13 protein-coding genes and 1 pseudogene are annotated in these 11169 nt (G+C 66.5%); 6 read left to right on the top strand and 8 right to left on the bottom strand.

Translation table 11 applies throughout. The features are described from left to right. Nucleotides 1-132 precede the first annotated feature (132 nt). The gene (locus ELI80_RS13885; RefSeq protein ID WP_136652601.1) at nucleotides 133-720 is read left to right on the top strand and encodes an AAA family ATPase; all 588 of its coding nucleotides are present in this window, start codon (nucleotides 133-135) and stop codon (nucleotides 718-720) included. Between the two features lie 151 nt (nucleotides 721-871). Here ELI80_RS13885 and ELI80_RS13880 read toward each other — a convergent pair whose 3' ends face one another. The 3 genes from ELI80_RS13880 to ELI80_RS13870 are packed head-to-tail and all read right to left on the bottom strand — an operon-like array spanning nucleotide 872 to nucleotide 4128. After that, entirely contained in the window at nucleotides 872-2251 is a 1380-nt protein-coding gene (locus ELI80_RS13880) for a Dyp-type peroxidase (protein WP_136652600.1), read from the bottom strand. Continuing rightward, nucleotides 2251-2997: a hypothetical protein gene (locus ELI80_RS13875; RefSeq protein ID WP_201740648.1), complete on the bottom strand. Its 747-nt coding sequence runs from the start codon at nucleotides 2995-2997 to the stop codon at nucleotides 2251-2253. Before ELI80_RS13875 ends, ELI80_RS13880 begins: the two co-directional genes overlap by 1 nt. A 39-nt stretch (nucleotides 2998-3036) precedes the next feature. Next, nucleotides 3037-4128 carry a catalase family protein gene (locus tag ELI80_RS13870; RefSeq protein WP_201740646.1) on the bottom strand — a complete coding sequence of 364 codons (1092 nt, stop codon included), beginning with the start codon at nucleotides 4126-4128 and terminating at the stop codon, nucleotides 3037-3039. Nucleotides 4129-4457: 329 nt separating this feature from the next. Here ELI80_RS13870 and ELI80_RS16225 point away from each other — a divergent pair, with 329 nt between their 5' ends. From ELI80_RS16225 to ELI80_RS13850, 5 genes and pseudogenes are all read left to right on the top strand, one after another. Then, complete coding sequence (locus tag ELI80_RS16225) at nucleotides 4458-4757, top strand: HlyD family secretion protein (RefSeq protein WP_201740645.1); 300 nt, start codon at nucleotides 4458-4460, stop codon at nucleotides 4755-4757. A gap of 12 nt (nucleotides 4758-4769) precedes the next feature. Further along, complete coding sequence (locus ELI80_RS13865; RefSeq protein WP_201740644.1) at nucleotides 4770-5486, top strand: HlyD family secretion protein; 717 nt, start codon at nucleotides 4770-4772, stop codon at nucleotides 5484-5486. Beyond that, nucleotides 5483-6670, top strand: a complete 1188-nt coding sequence (locus tag ELI80_RS13860; RefSeq protein WP_136652599.1) for an ABC transporter permease — start codon at nucleotides 5483-5485, stop codon at nucleotides 6668-6670. Before ELI80_RS13865 ends, ELI80_RS13860 begins: the two co-directional genes overlap by 4 nt. After that, the gene (locus tag ELI80_RS13855; RefSeq protein ID WP_136652598.1) at nucleotides 6667-7839 is read left to right on the top strand and encodes an ABC transporter permease; all 1173 of its coding nucleotides are present in this window, start codon (nucleotides 6667-6669) and stop codon (nucleotides 7837-7839) included. Before ELI80_RS13860 ends, ELI80_RS13855 begins: the two co-directional genes overlap by 4 nt. A 171-nt stretch (nucleotides 7840-8010) precedes the next feature. Further along, a pseudogene (locus ELI80_RS13850) lies at nucleotides 8011-8112 on the top strand (winged helix-turn-helix transcriptional regulator); the annotation flags it as partial. A gap of 120 nt (nucleotides 8113-8232) precedes the next feature. Here the strand turns inward: ELI80_RS13850 and ELI80_RS13845 are convergent. The 5 genes from ELI80_RS13845 to ELI80_RS13825 all read right to left on the bottom strand — a co-directional run. Next, nucleotides 8233-8553, bottom strand: coding sequence for a head-tail adaptor protein (locus ELI80_RS13845; RefSeq protein WP_136652597.1), 321 nt, complete (start codon nucleotides 8551-8553; stop codon nucleotides 8233-8235). Then, nucleotides 8553-9080, bottom strand: coding sequence for a head-tail connector protein (locus ELI80_RS13840; protein WP_136652596.1), 528 nt, complete (start codon nucleotides 9078-9080; stop codon nucleotides 8553-8555). The genes ELI80_RS13845 and ELI80_RS13840 overlap by 1 nt, the downstream gene beginning before the upstream one ends. Continuing rightward, entirely contained in the window at nucleotides 9080-9385 is a 306-nt protein-coding gene (locus ELI80_RS13835; RefSeq protein ID WP_136652595.1) for a hypothetical protein, read from the bottom strand. The genes ELI80_RS13840 and ELI80_RS13835 overlap by 1 nt, the downstream gene beginning before the upstream one ends. Before the next feature lie 58 nt (nucleotides 9386-9443). Next, nucleotides 9444-10688: a phage major capsid protein gene (locus ELI80_RS13830; protein ID WP_136652594.1), complete on the bottom strand. Its 1245-nt coding sequence runs from the start codon at nucleotides 10686-10688 to the stop codon at nucleotides 9444-9446. Between the two features lie 11 nt (nucleotides 10689-10699). Beyond that, nucleotides 10700-11169 (bottom strand): ATP-dependent Clp protease proteolytic subunit (locus tag ELI80_RS13825; protein ID WP_201740643.1); only part of this gene is annotated, 470 nt, incomplete at its 5' end.

Below are 11169 nucleotides of genomic sequence, written 5' to 3'. Positions count from 1 at the left end.
AGGAAAACGTTCCGCCCAGTCCTGACTAAATCAGCAGCCTGTTAAGGATGTCCGACCTGAACAACAGTTCGACGTTTTATTCGCGGAGTCTGGTTTCACAGGCGCTGGCAGCGCTGCGGAGCGATAGAAACAATGATTATATGGATCGATGGACCGTTCGGCGCAGGCAAAACCACACTCGCCACAAGGCTGTGCGAAAAGCGGTCCGACCTGCTCGTTTTAGACCCTGAGGAAATCGGTTACGTCGTCAAGACGGTCGTGGCGATGCCACCTAGCGGAAACTATCAGGACCTGCCTTTTTGGCGTCGGCTTACAGTTCAGGCGATTGCCGAGCTACGCGACCATTATCCTCAGGACATTGCAGTGCCGATGACCTTGCTGAACCCAGCGCATCGCGACGAGATCTTTTCCGCTGTCCGATCGATCGATTCAAGTTTCATTCATTTCTATTTGAACGTCGACCGGGAGATATTGTGCGAACGTATCGTCGGGCAGAGCATGCATCCTGACGAGTCGAGAAATGAACAGATCCGAACCTGGCGGTTAGCGCAGGTGGAGTCCTGCCTAAGTGCTAAGGCGAGCCTCACGCACGAGACCCGCATTCTTGACAGCGGCCGCCACGATCCCGACACGCTCGCTGATATAGTGTTGAGGGTGATGAAGCGTCTGCAATTCGCATCGCCGAAACTGCGCGAGGACCGGAGGTGCTCTGCCCCCTGATAACAGGACCGTTTGAAAGTGGACTTTTCAGCTAACCTTCGCCCGCTGCGAGAGGAGCTGACGACAATGAAGGCGTCGAAGTTCACCGAGGCGCAGAAGGCGTTCAGCCTGAAGCAGGGCGAGGCTTGGCGAAGACGGGCCGGAAAGCGGATCAGGAACCGACCCACCCTCCTTTCGCGATCCATTTCAGTGCCGAGATCGATGGCATGAACATGTATTCTCCGCCGCGCAGGCGGTTGAAAGTGGTCACGCCGTTCACACGGCGGCGGGCGGGTTCGTCGGGGATAGTGAACGTGCCCGGCTCTTCGTGCAGGCCCACGATCGGGTCGAGTTCTTCCCCGAGGTCGATGAAGTTGCCGCGGTTGATCCACTCCTGCTGCAGGAACTCGATCGTGTCATAGGCGCGCGCGCTGATGAAGATGAAGAAGAGCCCGCGGACGTCCTTGCCGTCATCCGCGGCTGTGACATCGGATGTCCATTTGGGGCCGAAGGTTGAAGGGCGGCGGATGATGCGCTTGATGTTCACATCCGTCAGGATCGTCATGCTGCTGTCGCGCGGGTTCAGTCGGCGGATATGCGAAGAATAAGGGCAGAGCAGCCCCTTCGGGTCGTCCCTGAAGGTGAAATCGTTGTTGCGTTCGGGGTCGGCACCCAAGGCTTCGTCGTCGTGGTCGGGCGACAGGATCAGGGGGGCGCCGCTGCGCCAGCGGCCGACCATCTTGGCCGCGAGCAGGTGCTGAGCCTCCTCGCTCTCGGCATGTTCGCGCAGGAAGTCGTTGAAGGCGCCGACGCGGCTGTTGTACTTGCGCAGGACGACATAGGTTCCGTTGCGCCCCAGTTCCGGCGGTTGCGGCACGCCGAGAGGCTGGCCCGTCTCGCTGTTCTCGCCCAGGATGAACTCGCCCGCGGCGATGGCCGGGCCGTCGCCCGGCAGCGGGTCCACGCCGCTGCCCGCGATGTTGGGCTGGGCGATGGCATCACGGAAGCCGAAGGGATTCTCGGCATCCTCGTCCGCGCCGAACTCATGGGTGGCGACCAGCGTGACGCCGCTGGAGCGCTCAAGTTCGGCCATGGCCTTGCCCACGGCCTTGTCGCGCGCCGCCTCGTCGGCGGCGAAGATGGTCAACGCGATGTGCAGCGTGCCAGGCTTGAAGGGCTCCTCCCATGTCTCGGGTGCGTTCTCGCCGAAGTCGCGCAGCATCTCGGCCCGCGCGGCCATCCCTTGGCGGAAGGGCAGCGGAAAGCTCGACAGCGACTCCTCGGGCAGGCCGAGCGCCTTCAACCCCTCGTGGCTGATTGCCACGCCGACCCAGGATTCCATCTCGTCAGTCCAGTCCTCGGCCGAGGGGACGTGCTCGGCCAGGCGGCCCAGCAGGTCGCGCCCGCCACTGGCATCGTCCACATGCAGCATCGCATGGATGCCTACATATGGCTCCGGGCGCGACCGCAGGATCAGGCCCTGGATGTCGTCAAGCTGCAGCTTGACCCGGTCGCGGCGGAAGCGTTTGCGGAGGCTGGAGAGCAGGGCCATCAGTAGTCCACCCCCTTCGGCTGGGACATCTTGTCGAGGAAGGCTTTCAGCGCCTTCGGGCCGCTGTTGTCGAGGTCGGTTCCGGCCACCTCGTCCATCATCTCGTTCACGGCCTTTTCCATGCGCTGCAGGCGGCGCACATCCACGACCGTCACCTGCGGGTTGGCGACGAACCAGCCGGCGGCGTCGATCTGGTGCTTGGCGATGAAGTCCTTGACCGACGGGTCGGCAATGCCCGGCCAGCCCTCGACCGACTGGAAGAGCAGGTCCATCAGTTCGGGGATCTTGGTCGCGAAATCGTTGATATAGGCGTCCCAGTCGCCGTCATAGGTGGTGGCGAACAGGATCTTTGTGTCATTGTCGAAGAAGACGAAGCGCATGTCGTGCAGCGTCGAGACGCGCTGCGCGCCATCGAAGTTGCCGTTCGTCAGGTTGAAGATGCGGCGCAGCCGCTCGGCCCCGCCGGGCTTCAGCGGGGCGAAGGCGGTCAGTTCCGACACGTTGCCCGACTGTCGCCCGGCCCGCCCGGCGGTCTGCGACGTGCCCTTCAGTTCCGGATTGTGGCGGCGGACCATGGCTTCGAGCGCGATCTTGGCCAGTTGCGGCGCATCGCTCGCGACCTCCTCGATCTTGCGCCGGATTTCGGCCAACCTGCTTTCATCCTCCAGCCGCGGGTCGGGGCCGGTCTGGACCGGGCCGGCGCTCGCGCCTTCGGGCTTGTCTTTCGTCTCGTGCTTCTGGGCCATTGCACGGCTCCTTCTGGCTTGCTGGGCCGGGCGCGGTCGTCAGTCGGGGATCTCGTCGAGCGTTGCCGGCTCATGCCGCTCGACAGCGTTGAGTTCGTGGCGACGCAGCGTCGATGCCGCGTAGGCTGCCCGCCGGATGCGGTTGATCGAACCCAGCGGCTGGTGCGCCTCGACGCACTGCCACGGGTTGAAGTGCAGCACGTCGTCGCCATAGACGCGCCGCGCGGGCGAAAAGGCGTCCTGCGCCTCGAAGGTCAGGCTCGCCAGCGACTGCTGGGGCGAGGACTCCTCGTCCCACTGCACGGCCGCATTCTCGATAGGCATCCTGTCGAGGTCAGTCGCAAGCTGGACGCGCAGCGTGTATTCGGCGCCTTGGTCGCGGAAGAAGTCCACCACCAGGTCGCGCATGGTCGAGAAGTCCACGTCCTTGATCATCCTGCCCGTCAGCGCGCGGACATTCTTGGACGCGGGCGCGAGCGAAATCTTGCCGATGTAGTCGCCGAAACGAAGCGCGCCCTGGGTGTGATAGGTTTCGCCCAGCAGATTGGCGTTGTCGCGCGCCAGCCCCTGCAGGGTTGCGCCGGGTTCGCGGCCGAAGACGTCGACGACATCCTCGGCTCCCCGAGTGGCGGCCGCGACCATGCGCTGGAAGAAGTCTGGGGCGTTTGCATTCTTTTCCAACAAGCCCAGCATCTTCTTGTATTTCTGCACCGTCCCGAAAGCGAGAACGGGAAAGTTGACCATCAGGAAGTCCTGATTCCGGCCCGGCTCCTCTCCGGCAAGGCGCGCGCCCGGGACGTCCAGGATCTTGATCGCAAAGCCACGGGGGGCGGGAACCTCGTCGCTGTGGATGTCTCCGGGCGCCGATGACAGGCGGGCGATTACGTCATAGGTGGCGGGCTCGGCAAAGATGCCCTGACGCAGATGCGCGGGCAGGTCGTCATGGACCCTCAGCCTGCCCTTCAGGAAGCCGTGGCTTTTTGCATGGGCGTCGCGGATCGCGTGGCGGTGGCGGTCGAATGCCGCCAGATTGGCCGCGCCCATCTGCGACACGATCTCGTCGGTCAGCCGCGCCTCGTCGGGTTGCAGGACCTCCAGATCCGGGGACCACCTGGCATAATCAATATCCATTGCGACTCCGTTTGCGATCCGCTCATGATTGGATTGCGAGATCAAGGGCGGGCCTGTCACCGCTTGGCCGCCTAACGCGACATCCATCGGAAAGTTCATGCCGACGCCGCGTCACGTCCTGCCTGCTTCAAGGCTGCAAGACCTGAGTTTTCCCCGGCGCGAGGCAAGGGCTGGCCGATGCCGCGACGCGCCTTGAGCAGAGGGCAAGGCGCCTCTCCGGCCGCAGGGCGGCAGAGCCTGCACCGTTGCCCCGCTCCCGACGTTATGGTGGCGCGCAAGGGCGATCCCGGCTATCCATGCGGGCGCGGCAATAAACCACAAGGATCCTCATGACCTCGATCTCTTCCGACCTGCCCCCTTCGAAGCCAGCCCGACCCCGGTCCCGGGTGCTGCCCTATGTCGTCCTGCTGATCCTGGCGGCCCTGGTCGCGGGGCTGGTATGGTACGCCACCCGCCCCGTCGCCATGCTGGTGCAGGGCGAGGCCGAGGCGCCACGGGTCGATGTCAGCGCCCGCGTGCCCGGGCGCGTGGTCGAACTGGGCGCCGATGTGGGCGACAGGGTCGAGCAGGGGGCGCTGCTGGTGCGGCTGGAAAACGCGCAACTGACCACAAACCTGGGAGCCGCCTAGGCCGCACTGGTGGTGGCGCAGCGCAATGAGACCGCCATCGGCGCGACCCGGCCCGAAATCATCCGAGCCCGCGAGGCCGAATTGGCCGCGGCCGAGGCTGACCTGCAACTGGCGCAGGAAGCCGCGACCCGCGATCAGGCGCTGGAACAGCGCGGCGTCCGCTCGCAGGCAGTAATCGAGCAGAGCGCCCGCAACCTTGCCGCGGCCGAACGCAAGGTCGAGGCCGCGCAGGCGCAGCTGGACCTGGCCCGTGGCGGCGCCAGCCCCGAGGAGCGCGCCGTGGCCGCAGCCCAGGTCGATCAGGCGCGCGCCGCGATTGGGCAGGCCGAGGCCAATATCGACGAACTGAACGTCACCGCCCCGCAAGGCGGACAGGTGACCGGCCGCATGGTTGAATTGGGCGAGAACGTGGGCGCGGGCGCGCCACTGTTCACCATCGTCGATCTGGACGGGACCTGGTTCACCTTCAACATCCGCGAGAACCTGCTGGGCGGTCTGAAGGTGGGCGACAGGCTGCGGGTCCAGGTGCCGGCACTGGATGCCGAGATTGATGCGGCCGTGACGCTGATCAACGCACAGGGCGATTTCGCCAGCTGGCGGGCGACCCGCGCAACGGGTGATTTCGACCTGCGCAGCTTCGAGGTCCGCGCCGCCCCCGCCACGCCGGTTCCGGGGCTCCGCCCCGGCATGTCCGCCCTGATCCGGCCGGCGGAGGCAGAGGGGGAATGAGCGGTCTCGTCACGGCGATCCGGCGCGAGTTCCGGCTGATCCGCCGCCGCCCGGCGCTGATCGGCTTGACGGTGCTGCTGCCCCTGGCTCTGTGCGTCCTGTTGGCCTTTGTCTTCCGCTCCGGAGTTGCCACCAACCTGCCAGTCGCCGTGGTCGATCTGGACCGCTCCAGCCTCTCGCGGCAGGTGGTGCGAATGCTGGACGCCACCCCTGACGTCGAGGTGTCCGCCCGGGCGGACAGCCTGCCCGAGGCGCGCTCGCTGATCCTGTCGGGCCGGGCGCGCGGCGCGCTGCTTCTGCCCGCGGGCTTCGAGCGCGACGCGCTGCGCGGCGCCCGGCCCGAAGCTGTGATCTTCTACGACAACCAGCACATGAGCGCCGGGTCGGTCATCGCCCGCGGCGCCCGCAATGCCGTCACCGCCGCTTCGGCGGGCCTCAGCGTCAGCCTGCGCGAAGCCCAAGGGGCCGGTTCGTTGCAGGCCACGGCGGCGGCCCAGCCCGTGCCGCTGCAGACGCATGCCCTGTTCAACCCCACCCTCGACTATGTCGACTTCCTGTTGGCGGCGCTGATGCCGGCGGTGATCCAGCTGATGGCTGCCGCCGCAACCACCTATGCGGTATCGCTGGATTTCGGCCCGGGCCGCCACGCCCGCGTCCTGCCACGGCTGGCAGGCGGGTTATTGCCCGCAATGCTGGGCAAGCTGCTGCCATATACCTTCCTGTTCATGCTGATCCTCGGCATCTCTGACGTCGGGCTTTACGGGTGGCTCGGGGTGCCGCTTCGCGGCTCGCTGCTGCTGATGGGGGTGGGGGCGGCGCTGTTCATCATTGCCTGCCAGCTGATCGGGGCGCTTTGCTTCCTTCTGACGCGCGATTTCGCCCGCGCGATCAGCTTCGTGGGTGTGATCCTGGCGCCAGCGCTGGGTTACATGGGCATCGGCTTCCCGCGCGAGGCGATGCCGCCCCTGGCGCAGGCGTGGTCCGCGCTGATCCCCGGCACTTGGTATATTCAGTTGCGCATCGACCAGTCGCTGCGCGCGACCCCCATGGATCTGTCCGTCTGGCCTGTCCTTTACCTTCTGGCGATTGCCGTCGCACTGGGATTGATCGTGCTGCTGCGCCTTGACCGGATGCGATCAGCGCTTGCTCCCGCCACGGCGCGCACGGCGAGGAGGACGGCATGAAGGCGATCCTGCGCGCGCTGCGGGCCGAGCTTGCGGCGATTTTCGGCGATCCGCAGATCCTGTCGGTGATGGTGGTGTCGCTGGCGATCTATGCGGTGATCTATCCCTATCCCTACCGGCCAGAACTGCTGCGCGAGGTGCCTGTGGCGGTGGTCGATCTGGATAACTCGGCCGGTTCGCGCCAGCTTGCGCGCGACATCGACGCCAGCGAAGCGGTGGCCGTCGTCGCCCGCCCGCCGACCATGGCAGAGGCCGAGCGGCTGGTCCACGAACGCCGCGCCTATGGCATCCTGCTGGTGCCGCAAGGCTTCGAGCGCGAGTTGCTGCGCGGCCGGCAAAGCCCCATCGCCATCTATGCCGACGCGAGCTACTTCCTGATGTATCAGAAGGCGCTGACCGGCATCGCCGGGCCTGCCCGCACCACCGGCGTGCAGGTGCAGGTCGCGCGCCAACTGGCCACCGGCACCAGCCGCACCGAGGCCCTGTCGGGCGCCAGCCCCATCGCACTGGTCGAAGTGCCGCTGTTCAACCCGGCCGGCGGCTATGCCACCTACATCCTGCCCGCGGCCTTCGTGCTGATCCTGCAGCAGACAATGATGATGGGCCTTGGCCTTGTCGCCACGCGCCGTGCGCCCTCGGCCGATCCGCTGCCGTGGCGGATGCTGGGCCGGGCGGGGGCGTGGCTGGGCCTCTATGCGCTGCTGCTGCCGATGTATCTGGTCGTGCTGCCTTGGGCCTATGGCCTGCCCTGGCTGGGCCATCTGCCGGCGCTGGCGACGCTGGGGGTGCCTTTCGTGCTCGCGGTCGGGTTCCTCGCGCAGGCCGTGGCCGCCGTGCTGCGCCGTGCCGAGATCGTGCAGATGGTGCTTCTGTCCTTGGGGATGCCGCTGTTCTTCCTGTCAGGCTTCTCCTGGCCCATCGAATCGCTGCCGCCCCTGTTGCGAGCCGCCGCCCAGGCCATTCCCAGCACCGCGATGATCGAGGGCTATGTCCGCAGCGCCCAGATGGGGGCCGGACTGGCCGAACTGGCGCCCCTCATCCGCCAACTCTGGCTTCTCGCGTTTGCCTATGCCGGAATCACCCTTCTGTTGCGCTTGGGCGCAAGCGGCTCGCGGCTTTCCGCAGCCCGGCCGGAAGGTCGGTCGCGGGAGGCGGGCGACGCCTTTTGAGGGCGTGCACGGAGGCAGGCGGCAATGGCTGGGGCACGGCCGATCCGGGCGCGGCCATGATCTCAGGACCAGCCGATGCCCAGGTCATCAGGCCCATAATTTCCATTGAAATTTGACCCATGTCACCCTTCCCCGACGCGGAGAGCGGAGAGGTTTTACGGTGTGATCCACATGGGACTTTTGAACGTGATCCGGAGGTTGCGGCTGCGGGAGAGGTTGCCGATACGCGAGATCGCGCGTCGCACCGGCCTGTCGCGCAATACGATCAGGAAGTAGCTGAACTCAGGAGCGATCGAGCCGTCCTTTGCCACGCCGGATCGGCTAAGCAAGCTTGCGAAGTCGCCGGTCCGTCCGACGGGACGACGTTCCGGCACGCCGACTAGCGTAGTCTGATCACGCCTCCGCCAGCATCTCGAAAAACCCGCCATCCTCGCTGGGGCGGGGGTCTTCCTTGAGATCGAAGATCACGCTGCCGACCACTGCGCGCCATTCCGAGGTGATCCTTTCGCTCCGTGCGGACCGCCGCACGGTGATGATGACCGGCGCCTTCGATACGAGTCTCGCCTGCATGACGGCTTCAGAGCCGCGCAGATAGCGAAGATGGGCCCAGAGGGCGAAGCGATCCTCCCAACCCTCGACGACGCCACCCATGTCGGTCTCGATCATAACGTAGGCCTGGAAGGTGACGCGCTGATTGAGCCGCCCCGCGTCCATTACAGGCGCACCCTGCGAAATGGCGCGAGCAGCGCATCGACGGCGAAGGGCAAGGCGGTTCCGGTGCCTGTCACCTGCCGATGCTCGTACCACTGCGTGACCAGCAGCAGCATGGCCTGGCGAATGGCGGCCGGCACATCGGTCGGCGCGCCGTAGCCGGCGGTGAAGGTGATCGCGGCGGGTCGACCAAAGCCTGAGACCGGACGCAGCAGGAGGCGCTGATCCTGCAGCTCGAATGCATGGATCAGCTCGCCCCCTTCGGCATCGGTGAATACGGCGCTGTCGATCACGGTATCAGGAAACGGCAGCCGGATAGGCCCGGTGACTGCGTTAAACTCCGCGCGCCAAGTCTGCGTGACGAGGCACCGGCCGAGGATCCCGGCCGGGCCGTCGAGCCAGGCCGTGGCCGCGTCGATGTAATGCTGGAGGAGGAGATCCTCGTCATCATGCGAGACGCGGGCATGCGCCTTGACCTCGGCCAGCATGATCGGCGGTGCGGCCGGTGGGGTGACGAGGACCAGCCGCATCAGTCTTGGGCCTTCCCATAGACGGCGCGGTCGACACCCTGTCCGGTGAAGGCGGCCTCATCGGGGCGCACCCGGTTGGGGTCGTTCCAGTCAATGGCGTTCTGCGCGGCCGTGGTTCCGGCGCGCGGATTGGCATCGGCGCTCTCGTGGCTCACGTCGACGGCGCCAGTGATTGCGGGTTCGATGATCGCGCCCGAGGTGTCCTCAAGCGCTGCCGCCGGCGCAGGATCAGCGACACCGTGGGTGCCGTTCTCGGTCGCAGTTGCATCGGCTTTCAATGCGGCATCAGTCTTCTTCACAGCCATGATGGCCTCCATTCGGACAAGAGGTGAGCGCCCGGCGTGCGCCGCCGGGCTGCTTGGCTCAGGCTGCGGCCATCCTGAGGACCCGCAGCATCTCGGGATTGAGCAGGCCCCCGCCCACCCGCTTGGTGGTGTAGAAGTGGACATAGGGCTTGTTGGTGAAGGGATCGCGCAGCACCCGCACACCGGTGCGGTCGACGATCAGGTAGCCGCGGCGGAAGTCGCCGAAGGCCAGTGGCATGGCTCCGGGGGCGACGTCCGGCATGGCCGCCATCTCGGTCACGGGATAGGCCAGCACGTTCTGCGGCTGCCCTTCGGTGAAGGAGGGCTGCCAGAGATAGTTGCCCTGGCCATCCTTCAGCTTGCGAATGCTGGCCAAGGTGTTGCGGTTCGCGACCAGGCGGGCATTCTGCGCCGCCTGACCGGGCAGCGAGTAGACCAGGTCGATCAGCTCGTCGGCGGTGATTGCCGTCGCACTCTCGGCGGTGATGGTCGGGATCGCCCCCCAAGGGTGGGCAGTCGCCTTCGATCCACCCTCGGCATAGGTCAGAACCCCCGACGGCTTGTTGACGCCGTCGCCCGCGACGAAGGCGATGCCCTCCTGGTAGGCGAACTCGGCCTCGATCTCGCTGGCGATCCACTGCTCGAGGTTGATCGCGGCATCGTCGAGCATCTGCTGGGTGGCGCCCGGATTGGCGTAGATCTCGCCAGGGGTGTAGTCGAGATGCCCGAACTGCGGCGTGCTGGTCTGCGGCCGCGGGGCGGTCTCGCCGACCCAGCCCGAGCCGAAGCCCTGGGCCGAGAAGAGCTTGCGGAAGCCTGCACCGGAGATCGTCTGGACGGAGGCGATCTGGCGCATGGGCGAGACCTCGACCAGCTTGTCGGTGATGGTGCGGTCCCATTCGACCGGCGCGAGATAGCCGCCCTCGGCATCGGCACCCTTGTTCAGTGCAGCCGAGACCTCGCCCTTGCGGAAGTGGGCGCGGAAAGCGTCGGTGTAGGCGGCATCGACCGGGCCGGCCGCCATCCCGCTGCCACCGATCCGCAGGGCTGCGATCTGCGCGGCCTGCGCATCCATGGCCGCCTGCAGCTCGCCGACGGCGGCGTTGATGCGGTCGACCTTATCGGCCCGGACCACGTCTTCCTGGCCCTTACGCAGGTCGGTCAGTTGGGCGGCGTGCTCGGCCTTGAAGGTCTCGATGCTCTTCTGCAGCTCGGCGAAGATCTGTTTCGGATCGCCGCTGGCGGCGTCAGCGCGCAGGGCGACGATCCCGCGCGGACGCGCAGGGTGGGACATCATGGTCATGGGATTACCTCTCAGGTGAGCGTCTGGATGAGGGACCGCGCGAGGGCGGTCCAGTCGTCGTCAGCGCGCGGCGTGACGGGCGCGGCAGCGTCCTGCGTGCCGCGGAGTTCGGCCAGGAGCGCGCGGCGTTCCGACCGGGGAAGGTTCTGGCGGGCGAGCAGCGTGTCGATCCGGCGCAGGGCGCTCGGGGCTTCGGGCTGCACGCCCCCATCACGGGTCACATCGGCGGCCAGGAACCCGTCAGCGAGCCCGGCCTCGACGGCTTCCGGGCCCGTGAACCAGCGTTCGCTGTCCATCCACTCTGCTGCGATCTCGGGATCGACGTCCGCCTTGGCGGCGTAGACCTCCGCCATGGCTGCATCGAAGGGGATCATCGTCTCGGCGGCCGCGGCCATGTCGTGGCGGTTGCCGATGGCGACCACCCAGGCGTTGTGGACTGGTCTGCCCCCTGAAAAGTGGTCCTCCCTGAAGTAGGCTTTTG

The sequence above is a fragment of the Paracoccus aeridis genome (assembly GCF_004923205.2).
GTDB lineage: Bacteria > Pseudomonadota > Alphaproteobacteria > Rhodobacterales > Rhodobacteraceae > Paracoccus > Paracoccus aeridis.
This window is presented reverse-complemented; position numbering and strand designations above follow the sequence as displayed.